The following is a 17,565-nucleotide window of genomic DNA, read 5'->3' on the forward strand; positions in this document are numbered from 1 at the left end:
CGGTTTAGCGCGGATAGGCAACTGACTCTCTATCTGGTCGAGATTATGCGCTGGGCTTTAATCCGCTTGCTAAACCGTAGCCTGACTTAAAAAACCTTTCATAATCTGCTTTCCAGCTTCGCGGAGTAGGTTTCAGGAACCAAGCCATTACGTGCGGCTTTACCCGGAACCGTTTACTCAAAACTAAATATATGATATTGCATATTATGATATAACATATTTATTTTGTGCTGTCATGTTGAACGAGGTTATCTTCTACACGCTGGAAAAAGCGATAAAGCGCTATCGGCAGTTTGCTCAGGCGGGCATTGACCGGCAGGGCATCGACATTACCATTGACCAGTGGCTGGTGCTGAACGTGATCCGCGACATGCCCGATGTAGGCCAGGTCGATATTGCCGAACGCGTATTCAAAGACCAGGCGTCGATTGCCCGGATCATCGAACTGCTTGAGAAAAAAGGACTGCTGGCCCGGACCATCAGTTCAACCGATCGCCGTCGACTGGATATGAAGCTGACCGACGCAGGCTGTGTGCTGATCGCGGACGTAGCATCAACCATCGAGCAGAACCGTACGCAGGCGCTCACCGGACTGGATGAAACTGCCGTTGAGCAGCTTAAACGCTGGCTGGAAATCATCTTTCTCAATTGTTCCATACATTCCTCTCAACCAACACAACAACTATACGATGAACACGAGTAAACTAGGACCAGTCTGGTTTCTGTTGGTGCTGGCCCGGGTCGGTTTCGGCCAGGACCAACTCACGCAAAAGCTGGATTCATTGATGAACAGCTACGTAGAACAGCGCTTCTTTAGTGGCGCTGTTCTGCTGGCTAAAGGCGACAACATTCTGTATCAGAAGGGGGTTGGGCTGGCCGACCGCGAAAAGAACGTACCCGTTCAACCCACTACTACCTTCAGTATCGCGTCGGTAGGCAAGATTTTCACGGCCACCCTGATGATGCAATTGGTGAACGAAGGTAAAGTTGACTTGCAGAAAACCGTCCATTCGTATCTGCCGGAGTGGAACGTACCCAACGGAGACCGCATTCGGGTGCATCATCTGCTTACGCATACCGGCTATACCGGCAACTACATGGTACACCCGAGCTACGATCAGATCCGTTCCGGCGCCCGGTCCATCGACGACATTATGCCGCTGGTGGTGGCGCGGGTGTCGGTGCGCGATACGGTAGGCCGGGAATTCAGGTATTCCAACTCGGGGTATATCCTGCTCGGAAAAATTGCCGAAAAGGTGACGGGGCAATCCTACGAAACACTGCTGCAGGAGCGTATTTTCAACCCGGCGGGTATGACCAATACGCACATGCAGCCCAGGGGCTTCGTAGCGCCCGCCGAAGCGACGCCGTATGAATTATTTACCAATACGTCGTTCATTTCGGTAAAAGCTGGTAATGATCCCGCATTTCCGGACGGGGGAGCCATGACGAACGTGTCGGATCTCTGGCGATTCAGTCGGTGGTTTCTGAAAACCGTTCCGGCCCAGACCCGCCAGACGATGTGGACGCCGTTTGTGCAGCCGAAGAAAAACAGCTACTACGGGTATGGGTTTGTCATAACCGAAGAACATGGCCGCAAACAGGTATCGCACGATGGGGGAATAGGTGGCTGGTCGGCCGATTTTCGGATGGTGCCGGACGATGAGTACGTGGCCATCGTCCTGATCAACCAGCACCTGAATCCAAAAGAAGTTACCCGCAAAATGCTCGATATCGCGTACACCGGCAAAACCGTGATGCCTACCCGTGAGTTCGTACGGTCGGTTATCGACGAAATTGACCGGAAAGGTTTCTCTGATGTGCGGGGGCGCTTCCGGGAAATCCTGAATGCCGGGTACCACTACAAACCCGGCCCCGGCGACTACATTGACTTGTTCAACGGGCTGAATGAGTTGAAACGACACGAGCAGGCGCTGGAACTGGCGCGCATCGCCGAGACCGCCTTCCCGAATCAGGCCTGGGTCTATGAATGCATCGGTGATGCCTACTACGGCCTGAAGAAACAGGACGAAGCTAAAGTGGCTTTTGAACAGGCGCTAAAGGTCGATCCGGATAATTTCTGGGCAAAGATGATGCTTCAGAAAATGGGTAAGTAATGAGGGAGTGGCCCCTGGCCGAACGTACCCACTGATACCAGCATTACAGGGTCAGCAGCAGCCCCACGGCCAGCGCTTGGCTGTATTGAATCTGTGTATCCTGATCCTGATCGTAGAGGAGTACTCCGCTCAGATTGGCGTTGAACAGTTTATTGATCTTGCCCGTGAGGGTAAGGTCGAGCCGGTGGTCGGGAGCCGCCAGATCCCGGTAATCGGCGAAGAACTGGTACCGAAGCCTCATGTTCAGGTTTTGGGCAAAATCGCGGTCGTAGTTAGCCACAAGCTGGAACGCTATTTCAGTACGATTGGTCTGATCGAGCGGTACGCCGTAATTCTGCGGTACGTTCTGCCGCACTGTCGTATCGGTCACGAACGTTTGCCGGAGAGTAAGCACCCCCAGCCGCAGATCGAAACTGTCGTCTGGTTCGTAGGTCAGGCCGAACGATTCGGTCAGGTAAGCCGGAGCGAAGAAGTTGGAGATCTGGTTGGCCGCTTCGATCCCCGACGGCAATGTAACGTAGTCGAAACCGGGCGCAAACTGCGATAGCAGTGTCAACGATCCAAACCACTGCCAGCGGGTGCTGATGCGGTAGCCTGCTTTGCCGTCGAAGAACAGCCGGTCGGTATTTTTACGCAGGGCCTGCTGGGCGTTCTTAACGATACCGTACTGCAACTGGGTCTGAAGGCCCCAGTTAAACCGATTGTGCCGGTAAGATAACCGCCCGTTTATGAGCAGACCAAGTGCAATCGAATTGACACCACCCCCCGTCCAGTTGCCGCTAAATGACCCTTGGTTCAGGTTGATACCGGCTTCGAGGGTATGTCGCCAGTAAATCGAGTCGGGCCGGGCCACGACACTATCGACCGTATTACCCCGGTTGAGGAGCACTCGGAGGGAAGGCAACGTATCGGTCTGGCTCCAGGCGGAGGCCGTACTAAGCAGCAACAAAATGAGTGTTTGTAGCAGTCGCAGCATAGACGTACAGAAAATGGCTGCCCGGCTTACTCGTCCAGTCGTTCTTTCAGCTTCCGCAGGCGTAAGGACAGGATAATACGGAAAATGCCGGCCAGGATGAGTGAGAGGCCCGTCCAGACGACGATGTTCAACGCACCAAAAGACGGGTTATTGACGATCAGGAAGGCAAAAACGATGATGCCAATGCCCAGCGCCAAACTTAATCCCCAGTTAGGAGCCCCGTAGGCCCGGAGGTTCATGGACGTGCCGATGGCCAGCACACCCCGGAACAGCAGCCAGATACCCAGCAAAATGGGCAGAACGGTCATGGTGACGTCGAGGTTAGCGAGAAAGTACAGACCGAGCGCCAGGTCGATTAAGCCACCCGCCAGCGTCCAGCCCCAACCATCGATGGACTGACGGTGTGAGACGGCCGCTGCGACTTCGGTCAGGCCGGTAATGGTCAGACTAACGCTGAACAGGATGCTGAGCGAACGGTACGAGTCTTCGGGCGAGGCTATGATCCAGATGCCGAGCGCCAGCAGCAGCAGCCCCGTCAGCAGCAGCAGCCACCAGTTCCGAATGACCCTGCGCACTGATTTACGAACGGAATTTTCCATAATAAAGGGTTAACCCGCCAGCGTAGGTTATGTTTCCTGAGGCAGTTATGGGTTTCGGGAACGCGTATGTACCACGTTAATTCGCCGATGCGTTCGATCGTCGACCGAGCGGTCGGATGGTAGTAACAGAGTGTGTGGTAAGCCGGACAGCCGGAAGCCTTCCTCTCTAAAACTACGGTTTGATGAAACGGAACCGACGGTATTGATCCGGTACTGCGCTTGGCGCCAGTTTTATAACCGGAAGGCAGCTAGAGCTTTTTCATCTGCACCGCTACGTTTGATTCCACCCGAATCAGGGTTTGAACGCCGTCGGGCCGGACCGCCAGTTGCTGGGGCACGAACCGGAAGGAATGAATCAATAACTGCGCTCTCTGGCCAGTACCGCCGGAGGCAAACGCCTTGCTGATTTTGTCGGGAAACTGCCGGATGTCGTCGGCCAGCCGGATGGTCAGCAGGTCATCCAGTACGTTTACCAACCCTTTATGAATCATTGACCGGAGGGGTGCGGGCAGTGCGGCTTCCGTCTCGGTGTCGAAATCCAGGTTCTGGACCGTCAGCGTATTGGTCAGCGTGTCGAACACGGGGCGGCCCCGCAGATACACCGTGCCATCCAGCAGGCCGTCAAGTTCGGTTTTGACAATCAATGACCGTTGCCCCCCATACACCGATACGTGTTTTACGGTAAGGGTTCCCAAGGCCAGTTTCGGCGGATCGCTGGTGATCCGGCTGTTCAGCACCTGGTTTACGTCAGCATACGGGACGGAACTCATCAGCCGTACAATCGCCGTTCGGGGTAGGTGCTCCTGCTTCTGCAAGTCCGGGAGCGGGCTGGGCGAGTGGGTCGGTTTATTGAGTTGCAGGGCTGTTTTTGTGTCGAACGTAATGCGCAGGTGAGCAATGATTTTTTCTTTGTCGCCGGTTATCGGACTGGCTTCAACTGCGAGGGGTTTGGGCAGGAGCCACAACCCGTACTGCTTACTGATCTGCAACGGTTGCTGCATATCTTTCCAGATCGGTCCGACGATCTGATCCAGCCGGAGCTGCTTGTAGATTGCGCCGTCGATGGCCGCTTCAATCCCCGGTTCAAACGTCTGGAGTAGCTTCTTCACCAGATTGGCCAGCGATATTTCCCTGCCCAGCAGACGAAGCTGCGGTTTAATTACCCAATCATAGTCCGTGAACCGGACGTTACTCGCCAGTCGCCAGTCGGGCGTTACGTTCAGCGGGCTCTGGAAATTGATCTGCAGCGAGCAAAAGGGCTTGTCGGGTGGGGTGGTGTCGGAACTAAACGGTTTCGTCATCCAGAGTTGCAGCGGGGTCGATAAACGGACCTGCTGTCCCGTATACTGAATATGAACCCGCCCCGCCCGCGCTACCCGAAACGGGAACAGGGTGCCCGGAATGCCGCGACCTACCAGCACCGTGTCCAGTTCCTGATTGATTTTATCTTCCAGCAGCCGAAGCGGAAAAATAACGGAACCCGCTACGTGCGATTTCGTGGGCGACAACGGTTTGTCAAATCCTTCGGCCTTTGGCGGCTGAGGCTCTACGTCCCGACACTGGGTCAGAAGCAGCAGCAGAGCCAGTGCGCAGACGTACTGGATGGGTAGTGGAAGCAAGGGTTTCATTCAGTGTGCGTGAATTGGCTAACTATCTTTTAATAACCGGCCTGATACCAGATAGTTCTAATTGCCCCCTCTGCCTCGTTACTCAGCCTCTTCCCGGGGAATGGCCCCAGCCTCTACCCGTTGCCCGAATCTGGTGCCAATCCACCACCTATCGGGTAAACCAAGCAAAAGAGTGTCTTAAAGGATTAGGGTTCAGCAACCTGTCTTTGTTGCGGCTGAACAGGCTTCGGCCTGACGGAAGCATCCCCGTATTTCTGATACGTCGGGCGATAGCCGGCGGCATAGGCAAAGGGCGTCAGCAGGCCGAAAACCAGTGTCTGAACCAGTTGAGGGGGCTTAGCCAGGCGGAACACGTGGGCGAATCGACGGGCCAGCAAGGCGGTTTGCAAAAGCGGTGGCGTGCCTTTGGGTGTCACCTTACCATCGTTGACCAGGCCCGTTACGGTCTCGAAAAACTCGGCGGTGTCCAGCGCCGGGCGAACCTGCCAGTTCACGACCGTTTCGGCATCGGAATTATTCCACATCGAGTGCACCTTGTTTTTCGGAATGTGCAGCGTATGGCCGGGTTTCAGCGTTAGCTGCTTTCCGTCGATTCGTATCGTCAGCTCACCCGACAGCACGGTGAAATCTTCGGCCTGGTGGGGATGGAAGTGGGCCGTCGGCTCGACGCTGTGCGCCCGGAACGTCGATTCCATTTCGAGGAGCTGACCGCCGGTTTCCTGTCCCGTTCGCACAAAGCGAATCGTTTGCCCGGTCAGCGGGTTATGCAGAATCTGGTTTGCGTGTGCCATATACTGGTACGTTTGGCTTTCTACGGCTGTTTGCCGACCTGAAAGTAGCATGACCTGACTGGTCGGGGAGGCCCGAATACCCTGAAACGGAAAAAGCCACTCATGAAGCGGCTTTTATCGAATATGTTGACAGTTAACCAGATAGCATCACCCGGCTATCAGCGGCAGCTTAACCACAAACTCTTCGTCTGTTTCCTGCACGGTCGGGGCAGGCTGGCCCAGCATTTCGTACTTGGCCATGATGTTGCTCAGCCCGACCCCATTGCTCAGCACCCGCGTTTGTTTCTTCTGGAGGGTATTACGCACCTCAACCATGGCCTGGCCGTTGGTCTGAATCTGGATATGCAGCGGCTGGTCGGGCAGCACGATGTTATGCTTCACGGCGTTTTCGACCAGCAGTTGCAGCGTCAGCGGGGGCAGTTGGTATGACTCCAGGCGTTCGTCGACGGCTATTACCAGATCAAGACCGCAGCCGTGACGGGTTTTCAGCAGATGATAATACGACTGGATGAATGCAAGCTCACTGGCCAGGGTAGTCAGGTTTTGTTCCGGGCCGTCGCTGCGATTGGTCCGCAGGACGTAGCGATAGACCGAGCTGAGTTCTTCAGCAAAGGTTTCGGCCTGGCGCGGGTCTTCGCCAATCAGCGAAATCAACGAGTTCAGGCTATTGAACAGAAAATGCGGGTTAACCTCCTGCTTCAGCACATCCAGTTGCCGCTGCATGTGCAGTTGCTTCAGTTCATATTCACGCGATACGCTCTGTTTCCACTTCTGGTACGTGTAAAAAGATTCTGTAACGCCGACCGAAACCATAACCGAAACCACCCCAATCACCAGAATCCATTGAAACGTTCGGGCGTCAAACTGATAGCCGGGTACATTGAGCAGGTCATACAGTCCGAAAATAAGGCACACCAGCAGGACCATAAATGCCAGATAAACCAGCAGGCAGTACACAACCCGACGTATGGCCTGATTCAGGTCGCCGTAGCGGTAGCGCATGTATTTCATCCAGGCGTCCTGACACCAGGCACAAAGCACATACAGAACCGTTGAGACAGTAGTCACCGACACGAATACGCCCATACTCTGAAAGTAGGATGACCCCAGAATCAGGTAGTTGGCCACAAACAGCGCCGGATAGCTTAGCAGCATGACAAGCACGTCGTAACGGTCAAGGGCAAACCACTGTCTCATAGTTCGGGGAAATTTCTGCTGTGAAATTAGTCGTCGGCCACAATCCCTGCAACGTCAACCAAACGGAAATACCAGCCAGACCCGCGTATTGGCACGGGCCTGGCTGGTATACAGCTACATAGCTCATTCGGGTTGCCGACCCGCCCGTTACCAGGACGTGGGCAGAAAGGTGCTGGTATTTCCCGAACCGGACTCAAAACGAACGACCAAGTTGGTCTGGCGGTTGCTGCCCGTCTTCAGTTCGTAGTAATACGTTTTGGGTTTCAATTCCGAGCGCTCCATCGATCGATTGACGTTCTTACTGGGAATGCACGAATAAAAGCCCCGGTACTTGCCTTCCGTCGGCGTGGTGGTGAACGACCTATCGGCTTCGTTGAAGTCAACCCGGCCTTTTTCGTAGGTGAAGGCTTCGGTGCGGCAACCGGCGTAATCGCGGTTTGAGGCCACGAAATACTGCTCATACGTACCGTTGGCTTTGAAGTCGAAAACTACGGCCAGTTCAAACGGCTTGCCCAGGTTCCGGCCGTCGTACGACCAGAAATCGCTCATCGAAAACGACCCGTACATCCATTTGCCAACGGCCTGCGCATCAACGTGACCGCCGGGAATTACGTCGGTGTCTTTCTTACAGCTTGCGCTTAGGGCTGCTACGGAGAGCAGCAGGAAGAATAACTTTTTCATGGTTTAAAAGAGGATTGTTGTTTACGTTGGTGTGACTATAATGTCCGCATCAGCCTGAGCCGGAAGAACCCTTCGACGTTGGCAACGCCATCGAAGCCCTGGTCGGTACCACCCGAATACTCATAGATACCGGCCTTCTTCATGGTAAATGAACCGATGTAGTAATCATTGCCGGTTCGCTGGTCTATTTTACGTATGAAACGCAGTTCACCGGGGCTCGGATAGGCTGTCTTATTTTCTATGTAATGAAACGTATAAATTGGCTGACCCGACGGGTTTGTAGTAATAGTCAGCACAGGAATCTGTAAATCGTTTTCAGACGTTTTCAGCTTCCAGGGTAAGCTGTGTTCTTCATATCCTTCCTGGCGGCTGGTGACGGGCCAGCTTAGTAAAACCGATGAAACAATTCCGGGTGTGACAGAGCCGGTCTGAACCGTCATATAATACCCCGACCCTCTTTCAACCTTACTTAATCCCAATGCGGAGGTGGTGGGTATCCAGGGGCCGCCATTAATCCGGTATACCAGCCCTTCGCCCAGCACGTAGATCTTAGCTCTCAGCCGAATCTCTTTCTGCACATTGTTGACTTTCATGCTCAGAATCACCGTCACCACAGCGGGGTTGGTAGCGGGAATTCGTTCAGGGGCTACGTAAGTCGCTACAGTCGTACTGTTTTCAATTAGTTTCCCGCTACCGTGTTCGAGCATCCAGTCTTTTACGTACTTATCATTAACCGTACCGGGCCGTGGAATAGGGTCAAATTCACCCTCTTCCTGCAAGGCTAAACTATTATAGCGGACCCTCAGGTCGACAGAAGCGCCCGGGTCGATGGCTTCCATCACGGGGTCCAGTGAAGCACTTTTCAATATGGCCCAGTCACTGAAGTGGGTTGTACGCACAGCCATTAGTTTAGCCGTGGTGTCCAGACTGGCGGTTACCGGTGACTGCCATTTCTTCTCACCGTTCTGATAAGCAATCCGTAACAGTTCGGGCGCGGTGCCTTCGAGGTCCTGTTCCTCATAGTGCATGGTAATGGTAGCGGGTTTGGCGAACGTCAGCCCGTGGGGCAGCAGCTGGAAGGCCGTTCCGGTTCCGCCGGGGCAGTGGTTTTTGTCGAGAGCCTGCACCGATATAGTCTGGTTAGCGGTGAGCGCTCCGGCGGGAATGTCGACCCGAATCCGTTCGTCGGCCGACCGGATAGTACCACCGGCCGGGCCAATCGTGGCCGTAACGAGTTCACCGGCTGGTGTGCCAACGGGCGTAACGGCTCCGGTTGCAGGCGTGTTGGGCTGGCTGGGTGGGGTCGTGACACCCGAGTCATCCGGCTTAACAATCTCGGACTCTTTCTTACAGGAAAGCGCCGAAACGGCGAGCACAAGGCTCAGCATACAGGTGAATAGCTTGTTCATGGGGTTTGCTGTTGTTTACGGCTCAAAATTGGCCGCCTGCCGGCTTCGGCTCAATGAGAAAGCCCCTGAAACGGAAAAAGCCGCCTATGAAGCAGCTTTTGAATAAGGGCAGGAAACAAATAGCGTCCTGGCCGTTAATAAATTACGGCCAGGACGATTCAGTGGTCATTTTATCAGCTTCCAGGCCAACTGCGTTCAGCTTGACAGACACTATATCGGTACCGTGCTTGCAGGCTGCCGCCATTAGCATAAGCAGTAGGAGATAGAAGGCCTTCCTGACAAAAAACCGGCGCCAGGCTAATACTTGGCGGGCGTGCTACCCCAAACCACTTTAACGCTGGGTGTCCAGGCCGGGTCGGCACCGTTGGTGTGCAGGTTCATCGAGCCGATGCCGAGTTTATACGTCTGAGATTCACCACTTTTAAGACTGGTACCGTCGAACAGCAACTGGTACCGCTCACGGTCCATCTCGGACGGGAAATAAACCGATGCGGGACGGTTGGTGCTGGTCTCATACCCAGTACAGGTTGTTGCCACAAAACTGGACGGTATGACTCCGGCAGCCAGATACTCCATCGTAAGCTCAAAGCCTTTACCGGGTATCTGGTACACCTCAACGTTGAAATACTTCTCCCGCGTGGGCGGATTAGCCCCGGTACTTAGATAAATGGTGCCTGTCGTTTTGGTCCAGACCTCCTTTTCGGTGCCGCACCACTCCTCATTGTTCAGTACGGAAGTGCCTTCTCCGCGTGCTTCCCAATCCACCCGCGATGTGAAGTTTGCTGCCCCGCCGGCTGTCTTATCCAGCACCAGCTTCAGACCAGCCGGGGCAGGGAGGGCATCCCCCCGAAGTCGCACATAGGTAGCCGTCGAAAAGCTCAGCGTCTGATCATTGCGGGCGCAGGGGCGGTTGAAGTACATAATTACCGTCCACTCATTTAACACGCGGGCCGGGCTAACCCCACCCTCGCCATTGGTAACGGTGACTTGTCCCGACGAATTGTCACCACTTGCCGGTATGCGGCAAACGATGATGTTGTTGCCCCAAAGTGCAATGTACTCAGCGCCCAGCACCTGATTATTTATCCGGACCTTCGATGTAGCCTTATTCTGAGCGCCAAAGTTGGAGCCGTAAATGATCAACTCGCTGTTGCCACCACCCGGCCCTGTTTCTTCAGCCACTTGCAAATAGCTAATAGCGGGTTGGGGGACCGCCGGTTCCTGGGGGTGAACCTCGTCGGATTCTTTTTTGCAGCCAGCGAGGCTTAGGGTCATTGCCGCAAGCAGCAAAGAAAGGTAAGATTTCATGAGTAGTTGTTGTTATTAGGAATCGTTTACTCAAAGTAGGAGGATCGGATACGAACCGCCCAGAATGCTCTGGTTGAAACGTCAAAAGCCGCCTATGAAGCAGCTTTTGACCACAGTAATACAGGTCAATCCGTAGGGAGTTTATCCAACATCGACCAGCTCAGGCGCATCCCTGATCGGCTCGGGTGCGTTTTTAAAGTGTTCATACTTGTTCAGGAGCTTGCCAACCCGATAGACGATAGGCATGACCACTTTCTTGACGAATGGGGGAATCTCGGCCATGTCGTATTCGCTGGCGTAACGAGTTATCAGGTAGGCTCCGTCAAAGAGTTCAGGTTGGGCCTTACCGGACTTGTTCTGGGCGGCATAAATGCTGCTCAGGAAAAATACGATGGTATTGGCGGGTTTCAGCCAGCCGTCGCAGTGCAGGATGTCCGTGCCTGCGTTCCAGAACCGGTGCGCAACGCCCCGTTTGAACACAATCGACTCGCCTGCGTTCGCGTACTGCACCGGCTGCCCGGCTATCTGATACGCAATTCGGCCTTCCAGCACGGTGAAGCCTTCGTCCTGCAGCCAGTGCGTGTGCATCGGTGGACCGCTGTTGGGCTGCACAAAATTTTCGCAGAGTAGCACGTCGCCGTCCGGCTCGTGGCGGATGCTTTTGAAGATCAACGTTTCGCCGAGGTGACTCTCGATGGTATGCGGCAATGAATAGTTCATGATTGTGCGTGATTTGTTGTTTATGGTTTGCTGGGAATCTACTTGGTTCGTTTGACTCGGAAATAGCCTTCGATACGAAAGAAGCCGGCCGAACCTACCTGGTTGAAGGCTTCGCTTTTTTGTAAGTCGAACTTACCGATGACGTAATCGCCCACTTTGCTGAAGCTGTAAAAGGTGAGGGCTCCGGGGCTAGGATAACCGACTTTACCCACGTGATAGAAGTGTTGGTAAATCGTTTTAGCGCTGGCATCCGAGAGGCTGAACCTAGGCCCGGCCCCTTCGAGTACCCAGGGCATGACGACCGCTGTCGACGGATTAAGCAGGGTTGGATCTGATGTCTCGGGTGGAACCTGTAACGATTGAATGGACACACCTATATTGTTCTCATCAGCGGTTGTGATACCGCTGTTTATGTTTAGTAGCTTACCAGCGGGCGTATTCAGAATCTGAGCGCCCTGCGGAGAAAGAGTGTGGACCCACTTGCCACCGTTGATGCGAAAGGTCAATCCTTCCGGTATTACGTAGATGTTCGACACCAGTCGCAGGTCTTTGAATACCTGCCCGTCGATGGTGGTCGACTGGTTCAGAAACACCGTTACCGTTTCTGGATTAACGGCCGAAATCGTCTTGGGTGCATAGTAAGCCCCCTGATTGCCGGAACTGACCAGGAGGCCTTCTCCACGCAACGTCCACTCCTTAATTAAGCTTGCGGGAGCCCGGTATGGGATAGGAACCAGCAGGTCGTCGCCATAGTCCTTAACCGGGATTACCAATACGTTCAGCTCTACTTCCTCTCCGGGGCTGATAAAGGCGTGATCAGGTGTGACTTCCATGGTCTGGAAAAGGCCCCAGTCGCTGAAGTGGGTGGTCTGCACCGTCACCGTGTGGGCTGTGGTGTCGATGGCTTTCGTCGCGGGCGACTGCCAGCTGCCTTTGTCATTCTGGTAGGCGATACGTAACAGTTGGGGTGCCGACCCGTTCACATCCTGTTCGGTGTAGTGGAACGTAATGGTAGCGGGTTTGGCAAAGATTTGCCCGTGGGGCAGCAGCCGGAAGGCCTGCCCCTTACCCAGCGGGCAGTGGTTCTGGTTCAAAGGCTGCACCGAAATGGTCTGGTTGGTGGTCAGGGCACCGGCCGGGATGCTCACCCGAATCCGCTTGTCGGCCGATTCAAGGGTGCCGCCGGCCGGACCGATGGTGGCGGTAACGATGACCCCTTCGGGTGCGGCCACCGACGTGACGGCGCCGGCCGGATTAGTAGGCGTTGGGATTGGCTGCTCCGTACCTGTTTTGTCGGGGGTAATGACATCTACTTCTTTCTTACAGGAAGCCAGCGACAGCACGAAGCAGATAACTAACGTAAGGGAAAAACGCGTGAAATCAGGTCGCGGGCGTGTTTGGTTTTGTGTTGTTTTCATGACCGTTTGTTAGCATTTGTTGTGCTACAAAGGTCCGACGGCCCACCTGCCCAACCTTGTATTTAACGGACATTCTCGAACAGGTGCCCCACAAGCTGGCTCTTGCGGTCACGGTACGTACCGGGTGTAAGGCTGGTGAACGTTTTAAACGTTTTGTTGAAATGCGCCTGGTCGGTAAACTGGCAGGTGTACGCAATCTGCGTCATCGATAGGGATGTATAATGAATCAGGTTAAGCGCGTGCAGGTACTTCTTATAAAGCAGGGTCTGCTCGGTGTTCAGGCCCGTTAAGGCCAGCAGTTTGCGCGAGAGCTGCCGGGGTGAGTAACATAGCATGTCGGCCACTTGAGCCACCGACAGCGTACTGTTGGCGTAGCCATTGATAAAGCGGTTGAACGCCTGCTCACGCGGATCCTGACTCGTCAGCCGTTGGGTCAGGACAGTCGAGAAAAGCGCTACCCGCTCGGCAAACGTGTGGTGCTCGCCAAGCTGATGCCAGAGTGAGTCAATCGAAGACTCAACCAGCGTCATGTCCGTACAACAGTCGGCAAAGTCGTCGGGCGTTATGTTGAACAGGCGTTTAAGAGCCGTTGCGTTCAGCACTACCCCAAAGAACGTCTGTTCCTGCGGAGGAAGCTGCTGCGCAATGGGCTGGGTATTGTAGCCGTTCACGAAGCAGCGCGGCAGCCTATACAGAGTACCGCCTACCTGCGAACGGATGGGCGCATTATGGAGATTGAAAATGATTTCGACACACCCCATTGGGATGATGGTTTCGACAACCGGAGCCGGATTGTTGCGCTCGACTTGCCAGAAAGCCTGAACCGTATGGCTGAGGGCCGCTGGCGGTAAGGTAACGTTTGACTGTTCCATGAGTAAGGGCGATGCATGAATCGTGTGGTGAAAATGCCCTTACCGCAAAGCATAGCCAACACCTAACTCGTTGAAACGGAAGAAGCGGCTGATGAAATGGCCTTTACTTCATACTGAATGGTAGGCATTAAATCGACAAAATCCGGTAATAGTACCTGGGCGATTCACCCCATCTTTAGACAATGCGTTCGGGCATCGGGCGATTACATTGAAACCGATTGCTGGATTCGACTAAATTTGTCAGGCTTTTCTGATAGGTCTGACCGATAAACCCTGGCAACAGACCAGCAGAATACCCGATTGCGAACGCTGTACCCCTGAATTTACGTTACTACAGAACTTGGTTAAATCAACATGCAACACGACAAATTACACAAGACTGGCAGCGTACTGCTGTTCATGGCAGGCATTTCTCTGGCCGTAGGTGCCTGCGGACAGAACGTAGCCGACAACTCAAAAACCCCGTCGAAGGCCGGCGGAAGCCTTGCCCCGGTCGAAACGAAAGCGCCGAACTCGAACTACACGCCGGCTTTTTCGGGCCAGACCCGGGTTGCCGGCGTAAAAACGGCAACCCCTTTTGAGGGTAAAGTGCTGACTGAAGCACTGAAAAGTCCGTGGGGCATCACCAGCCTGCCGGATGGACGGCTGCTCGTCACCGAAAAAGAAGGTACGATGCGGATTGTAACGTCGGCGGGTCAGGTTAGCGAACCAATCACGGGCCTGCCGAAGGTCAACCCGGCTGGTCAGGGTGGACTGCTGGGCGTTCGGGTCGATCCTGAGTTTGCCTCCAACCGGATGGTGTACTGGGTGTTTTCCGAGCCGCTCCCCGACGGTAACCTGACGGCGGTGGCCAAGGGTAAACTGTCGGCCGACGAAAAGACAATCGAGGGAGCCACGGTCATCTACCGCGCTACGCCTGCCTACAAAGGAACGCTGCACTACGGCGGTCGTATCCTGATTGACAAGGCCGGAAACCTGATTATCAGCACCGGCGAGCGCTCGGACCTGGTAACCCGGCCACAGGCGCAATCGACTAATTCGGGACTGGGAAAAGTGATCCGCATCACGAAAGAGGGTAAGCCGGCTTCCGGTAACCCGTTTGCCGGTCAAGCCGATGCGCGCCCTGAGCTGTATTCCTACGGGCACCGGAACGTACAGAGCCTGGCGTTTCACCCGGTAACGGGCGATCTGTGGGAAGGAGAATTTGGTCCGAGAGGGGGCGACGAGATAAACCGCGTGGAGCCCGGCAAAAACTATGGCTGGCCGGTCATCACGTATGGCATCGAGTACAGTGGGAAGAAAGTAGGGGAGGCTATCCAGCAGAAAGAAGGGCTGCAACAGCCGGTTTATTACTGGGATCCATCCGTTTCGCCCAGTGGTATGACGTTCTACAGCAGCGATGCCATGCCCGAATGGAAAAACAATCTGTTTGTCGGGACGCTGAGCGGAATGCACATTGCCCGGCTGGTCATCGAGAACAATAAGGTGGTGGGCGAAGAGCGTCTGCTGGCCGACGAGTACCAGCGTTTCCGGGATGTCACCCAGGGCAACGACGGAGCCCTATACGCCGTGACCGACCAGGGACGACTGTACCGCATCGCCAAAAAGTAAGGTTCGACACCTACGTTGAAAAGGCCGGAGATACCCATTTCCGGCCTTTTCGTGGTTAAGAGGGTCACGCGGGGCGTAGCGTGTTCAGGAACAACTTCCTACAATTCATCACGAGTTTTTACGGGCTTACTACGTAATTGTTTGACGCAGAGCCGCTCCTCTCTACTTTTACGGCCGAACGTCTGCTCACGCCAGTCCATGAAATTGCCCGTTTATTCAAAATATGACCAGATACTGCAACTGATTTTCATTCCGATCAACAGTTGTATGTTAAGCTGGATCATGATCGGCAATATCTACTGGACAAACTGGGTTACGTTCGGTGGAGCAACCGGGCTGACGGCGGGGTTTACGTTTTCCGTCTGGATGGTCGGCAACTACATGGGGCTGAAGATCAACGCCAGGCACCCACATCCGCGGCAGTACGTAATGCGGGCCTTGCTGCGTTTTATGGCGTCGGCGGCCAACGCGAGCCTGCACGCGCTGGTACTGTTCAATCTTTTCGTTCAGATTCGGCTGCCGGGTTTTACCGCCGACCCGCTCCGGTTGCTTTTCAGCGTGCTGTTTGTCGTGGTGTCGGTGGCTATCGTTATGATTGTTTATGAGACAGTGGATAGCTACGACAACTGGCAGGAAGCGCAGCAGCAGATCGAGTCCCTGACCAAAACCCAGATGCAGGTGCAGCTGGATGCGCTCCGCCAGCAGGTCAATCCCCACTTCCTGTTCAACAGCCTCAATTCACTCACGGCCCTGATTGCTGAGGACCCCAAAAAAGCCGAAACCTTCAGTGAAGAACTCAGCACCGTGTACCGCTATCTGCTCCGAAGTAATGAAACCCCACTGGTCCCGCTGGCCAACGAGCTGGATTTTGCCAATTCATACTACCATCTGCTGAAAACGCGGCATGGCGAAGCCATATCGCTTATAACCCGGATTCAGCCCGGCACCGAATCGCGCCAACTGCCTCCGCTCACCTTGCAACTACTGATCGAGAACGCGGTTAAACACAACATCATCCTGCCTCAGCAGCCATTGACGATCGCGTTGTCGACGGATGAGCAGCACCGCCTGGTGGTGAGCAACAATCTGCAGCGAAAACCCAGCCGGGGGCTGAGCAATGGGGTAGGGCTAAGTAACATTCTCACCAAATACCAGATGCTGGGCCAGCCTGCCCCCACCATCGAAGACGACGGACGCGAGTTTCGGGTGACCTTGCCGCTGGTGTAAGCCGGAGGGCGGACCGGATTGAGCCAATTGCCGTATTCCTTATTTCAAACGAGGATCAAAAGGATGAGGCTCAATGCTGATGAGTTGTAGATTTTTGTGTTCGGGATGTACCGGATTGAGCAGGTAATTATATTCAGTGGGCGATTGGGCGGAAGGTACCCGCATAATCTAGTGCTTACCTTCTCGAATCCACTGCTCAGCTATGTCGGCCAGTTCGTCCACATAAGGCCAGTTCTGCCAGCCGTCGGGCAACTCCGCTGACTCCTTGATTAATATGGATGAATCATCTGGCAGGCTTACCGTCACCAATGCTCTTCCCCGGGGCAACGCCGGCGAGTGAGCCAGTACCTCCAGCTTGGCTAGTGACACATGCTCGGTTAGATAAACAAGCGGTGTTCCGCGTCGGTGCCAGCGTCCCGGAGCAAACAATCCACCCGTACCGTTCAGGTCAGTAGCGTAGCGGTCATCAGCAATTCGATAAAGAATCATGCGGTAAAACTAATCGCGCCCAGCACGCAGTTTGCCAGTCTCTGTTTTTCGAGGGGACTGACTTTGAAATCTTATGAGAATATACCGTGAAGAATGCGATTCAACTCATCCATGACGTATTGGCGGCCAAGCATCGAGGTAAGCATATCAATCGGGCGTTGATTCCCCATGGCAGGAATTTTTGTTTGGAGCCACGCATCAAAATCGGCCTGGTTTCGGAATACATCGATGCCTTTAGCGTACAGTTCCGATAAAGAAATAGCCTTCTCCGTCTCGTCCTGTGTTAACCTTGACTTAGCGCGTATACGGCGTTGGTAGGTACTCTCAGAAATTGCCAGAATGTGGCTCATTTCTTTGTTCGTGAAGCCGAAATTAGTCTGCAGGTAAGCAACCGATTCCATTGGTAAGCCTTCTTTGGCCACTTCCATAAGATCAAACTCATGGCGGACCGGCCTGCTGATAAAGCGATCACCGCCTAAGCCTTCAATTATTTTACGAATGGAAACCTGCATAGCCAATTGA

The 17,565-nt window shown here is 54.3% G+C and carries 17 protein-coding genes; 4 read left to right on the forward strand and 13 right to left on the reverse strand.

Features of this window, described 5'->3' with window-relative positions; genetic code table 11:
* Positions 1-235 precede the first annotated feature (235 nt).
* Positions 236-703 carry a MarR family winged helix-turn-helix transcriptional regulator gene (locus tag DYU11_RS08100; protein WP_119667144.1) on the forward strand — a complete coding sequence of 156 codons (468 nt, stop codon included), beginning with the start codon at positions 236-238 and terminating at the stop codon, positions 701-703.
* Positions 690-2,117, forward strand: coding sequence for a serine hydrolase domain-containing protein (locus DYU11_RS08105; RefSeq protein WP_158600243.1), 1,428 nt, complete (start codon positions 690-692; stop codon positions 2,115-2,117). The genes DYU11_RS08100 and DYU11_RS08105 overlap by 14 nt, the downstream gene beginning before the upstream one ends.
* Positions 2,118-2,160: 43 nt before the next feature.
* Here DYU11_RS08105 and DYU11_RS08110 read toward each other — a convergent pair whose 3' ends face one another.
* From DYU11_RS08110 to DYU11_RS08160, 11 genes are all read right to left on the reverse strand, one after another.
* The gene (locus DYU11_RS08110; RefSeq protein ID WP_119667146.1) at positions 2,161-3,093 is read right to left on the reverse strand and encodes a DUF3078 domain-containing protein; all 933 of its coding nucleotides are present in this window, start codon (positions 3,091-3,093) and stop codon (positions 2,161-2,163) included.
* 26 nt (positions 3,094-3,119) lie between these two features.
* The gene (locus DYU11_RS08115) at positions 3,120-3,692 is read right to left on the reverse strand and encodes an HdeD family acid-resistance protein (RefSeq protein ID WP_119667147.1); all 573 of its coding nucleotides are present in this window, start codon (positions 3,690-3,692) and stop codon (positions 3,120-3,122) included.
* A gap of 248 nt (positions 3,693-3,940) precedes the next feature.
* A complete protein-coding gene (locus DYU11_RS08120; RefSeq protein WP_119667148.1) occupies positions 3,941-5,320 on the reverse strand; it encodes a DUF4403 family protein in 1,380 nt (459 codons plus the stop codon).
* Between the two features lie 185 nt (positions 5,321-5,505).
* A complete protein-coding gene (locus DYU11_RS08125; protein ID WP_119667149.1) occupies positions 5,506-6,111 on the reverse strand; it encodes a cupin domain-containing protein in 606 nt (201 codons plus the stop codon).
* Positions 6,112-6,258: 147 nt separating this feature from the next.
* On the reverse strand, positions 6,259-7,308 hold the full coding sequence (locus DYU11_RS08130) for a sensor histidine kinase (protein WP_119667150.1): 1,050 nt from the start codon (positions 7,306-7,308) through the stop codon (positions 6,259-6,261).
* Positions 7,309-7,455: 147 nt separating this feature from the next.
* On the reverse strand, positions 7,456-7,989 hold the full coding sequence (locus DYU11_RS08135) for a hypothetical protein (RefSeq protein WP_119667151.1): 534 nt from the start codon (positions 7,987-7,989) through the stop codon (positions 7,456-7,458).
* A gap of 35 nt (positions 7,990-8,024) precedes the next feature.
* Positions 8,025-9,398: a hypothetical protein gene (locus DYU11_RS08140; RefSeq protein WP_119667152.1), complete on the reverse strand. Its 1,374-nt coding sequence runs from the start codon at positions 9,396-9,398 to the stop codon at positions 8,025-8,027.
* A gap of 297 nt (positions 9,399-9,695) precedes the next feature.
* A complete protein-coding gene (locus tag DYU11_RS08145; RefSeq protein WP_119667153.1) occupies positions 9,696-10,706 on the reverse strand; it encodes an IPT/TIG domain-containing protein in 1,011 nt (336 codons plus the stop codon).
* 141 nt (positions 10,707-10,847) lie between these two features.
* A complete protein-coding gene (locus tag DYU11_RS08150; protein WP_119667154.1) occupies positions 10,848-11,426 on the reverse strand; it encodes a cupin domain-containing protein in 579 nt (192 codons plus the stop codon).
* Positions 11,427-11,464: 38 nt separating this feature from the next.
* Positions 11,465-12,844 carry a hypothetical protein gene (locus tag DYU11_RS08155; RefSeq protein ID WP_119667155.1) on the reverse strand — a complete coding sequence of 460 codons (1,380 nt, stop codon included), beginning with the start codon at positions 12,842-12,844 and terminating at the stop codon, positions 11,465-11,467.
* Between the two features lie 62 nt (positions 12,845-12,906).
* Positions 12,907-13,716, reverse strand: coding sequence for a helix-turn-helix domain-containing protein (locus tag DYU11_RS08160; protein ID WP_119667156.1), 810 nt, complete (start codon positions 13,714-13,716; stop codon positions 12,907-12,909).
* 354 nt (positions 13,717-14,070) lie between these two features.
* Here DYU11_RS08160 and DYU11_RS08165 point away from each other — a divergent pair, with 354 nt between their 5' ends.
* Positions 14,071-15,327: a PQQ-dependent sugar dehydrogenase gene (locus tag DYU11_RS08165; RefSeq protein ID WP_119667157.1), complete on the forward strand. Its 1,257-nt coding sequence runs from the start codon at positions 14,071-14,073 to the stop codon at positions 15,325-15,327.
* A 198-nt stretch (positions 15,328-15,525) separates the two neighbouring features.
* Positions 15,526-16,554: a sensor histidine kinase gene (locus DYU11_RS08170; RefSeq protein WP_119667158.1), complete on the forward strand. Its 1,029-nt coding sequence runs from the start codon at positions 15,526-15,528 to the stop codon at positions 16,552-16,554.
* 168 nt (positions 16,555-16,722) lie between these two features.
* Here the strand turns inward: DYU11_RS08170 and DYU11_RS08175 are convergent, their stop codons facing one another.
* Both DYU11_RS08175 and DYU11_RS08180 read right to left on the reverse strand, forming a co-directional pair.
* Complete coding sequence (locus DYU11_RS08175; protein ID WP_229365735.1) at positions 16,723-17,043, reverse strand: RES family NAD+ phosphorylase; 321 nt, start codon at positions 17,041-17,043, stop codon at positions 16,723-16,725.
* Positions 17,044-17,114: 71 nt separating this feature from the next.
* Positions 17,115-17,555 carry an Xre family toxin-antitoxin system antitoxin gene (locus tag DYU11_RS08180; protein ID WP_119667159.1) on the reverse strand — a complete coding sequence of 147 codons (441 nt, stop codon included), beginning with the start codon at positions 17,553-17,555 and terminating at the stop codon, positions 17,115-17,117.
* Positions 17,556-17,565: the final 10 nt, after the last annotated feature.

This window comes from Fibrisoma montanum, from assembly GCF_003583365.1.
GTDB classification, from domain to species: domain Bacteria; phylum Bacteroidota; class Bacteroidia; order Cytophagales; family Spirosomataceae; genus Fibrisoma; species Fibrisoma montanum.

Excerpts from the sequence above, each read along its gene's own strand:
- DYU11_RS08100 (WP_119667144.1), top strand. The coding sequence starts at position 236 with ATGTTGAACGAGGTTATCTTCTACACGCTGGAAAAAGCGATAAAGCGC.
- DYU11_RS08105 (WP_158600243.1), top strand. The coding sequence starts at position 690 with ATGAACACGAGTAAACTAGGACCAGTCTGGTTTCTGTTGGTGCTGGCC.
- DYU11_RS08110 (WP_119667146.1), bottom strand. The coding sequence starts at position 3,093 with ATGCTGCGACTGCTACAAACACTCATTTTGTTGCTGCTTAGTACGGCC.
- DYU11_RS08115 (WP_119667147.1), bottom strand. The coding sequence starts at position 3,692 with ATGGAAAATTCCGTTCGTAAATCAGTGCGCAGGGTCATTCGGAACTGG.
- DYU11_RS08120 (WP_119667148.1), bottom strand. The coding sequence starts at position 5,320 with ATGAAACCCTTGCTTCCACTACCCATCCAGTACGTCTGCGCACTGGCT.
- DYU11_RS08125 (WP_119667149.1), bottom strand. The coding sequence starts at position 6,111 with ATGGCACACGCAAACCAGATTCTGCATAACCCGCTGACCGGGCAAACG.
- DYU11_RS08130 (WP_119667150.1), bottom strand. The coding sequence starts at position 7,308 with ATGAGACAGTGGTTTGCCCTTGACCGTTACGACGTGCTTGTCATGCTG.
- DYU11_RS08135 (WP_119667151.1), bottom strand. The coding sequence starts at position 7,989 with ATGAAAAAGTTATTCTTCCTGCTGCTCTCCGTAGCAGCCCTAAGCGCA.
- DYU11_RS08140 (WP_119667152.1), bottom strand. The coding sequence starts at position 9,398 with ATGAACAAGCTATTCACCTGTATGCTGAGCCTTGTGCTCGCCGTTTCG.
- DYU11_RS08145 (WP_119667153.1), bottom strand. The coding sequence starts at position 10,706 with ATGAAATCTTACCTTTCTTTGCTGCTTGCGGCAATGACCCTAAGCCTC.
- DYU11_RS08150 (WP_119667154.1), bottom strand. The coding sequence starts at position 11,426 with ATGAACTATTCATTGCCGCATACCATCGAGAGTCACCTCGGCGAAACG.
- DYU11_RS08155 (WP_119667155.1), bottom strand. The coding sequence starts at position 12,844 with ATGAAAACAACACAAAACCAAACACGCCCGCGACCTGATTTCACGCGT.
- DYU11_RS08160 (WP_119667156.1), bottom strand. The coding sequence starts at position 13,716 with ATGGAACAGTCAAACGTTACCTTACCGCCAGCGGCCCTCAGCCATACG.
- DYU11_RS08165 (WP_119667157.1), top strand. The coding sequence starts at position 14,071 with ATGCAACACGACAAATTACACAAGACTGGCAGCGTACTGCTGTTCATG.
- DYU11_RS08170 (WP_119667158.1), top strand. The coding sequence starts at position 15,526 with ATGAAATTGCCCGTTTATTCAAAATATGACCAGATACTGCAACTGATT.
- DYU11_RS08175 (WP_229365735.1), bottom strand. The coding sequence starts at position 17,043 with ATGATTCTTTATCGAATTGCTGATGACCGCTACGCTACTGACCTGAAC.
- DYU11_RS08180 (WP_119667159.1), bottom strand. The coding sequence starts at position 17,555 with ATGCAGGTTTCCATTCGTAAAATAATTGAAGGCTTAGGCGGTGATCGC.